Origin of the sequence: Myxococcus sp. CA039A (assembly GCF_013336645.1) — a bacterium.
In the GTDB taxonomy this organism is placed as follows: Bacteria; Myxococcota; Myxococcia; order Myxococcales; family Myxococcaceae; genus Myxococcus; species Myxococcus llanfairpwllgwyngyllgogerychwyrndrobwllllantysiliogogogochensis.
This window is the reverse complement of the sequence record NZ_JABUMQ010000827.1, coordinates 1-403: the sequence shown is the minus strand read 5'-3', so window position 1 is coordinate 403 and position 403 is coordinate 1. Positions and strand designations below refer to the sequence as shown.

1 protein-coding gene is annotated in these 403 nt (G+C 61.8%); it reads right to left on the bottom strand.

The genetic code is table 11. The annotated features are described in order from the left end of the window. The coding region (locus HR086_RS48145) for a hypothetical protein (RefSeq protein WP_217442285.1) at window positions 1-193 on the bottom strand (193 nt) is incomplete at its 3' end. Window positions 194-403: the final 210 nt, after the last annotated feature.

Genomic DNA, 403 nt, shown 5'->3' with positions numbered 1-403 from the left:
CCAGAGGGCCCGGAATGCTCTTGCCAGTAGAGGCAGACACCATCGACCACACCACGACCAGCAGCGCAATGCCGCAGGTCGGCGGAAGCACCGCCATCCAGAAGTTGCGCGACCACGCGGCCATGTCACGGGTGGCTGGCTTGGCGGACGCCGAAGCCTTGGTTTTGGAAGCGTTTTGGGCTGTAGCGCTCATGGATAAAGCGCCAGGCGCTATGGATTTGGTAGTAGATGGGTCCGCGGCGGACGGGGCGTCCAGCGGTGTGTGAAAGACAGCACTGACCATGGGAAATCTCCTGGGTTCAACGTCGCTCGGGCGGGGTGCTTCAGGCCTTGATCTTGAAGCCGTCGGCGTATTTCTTAGGGTCCTTGCCGTCCCACACCACACCGTCGATCAGCTTGTGGC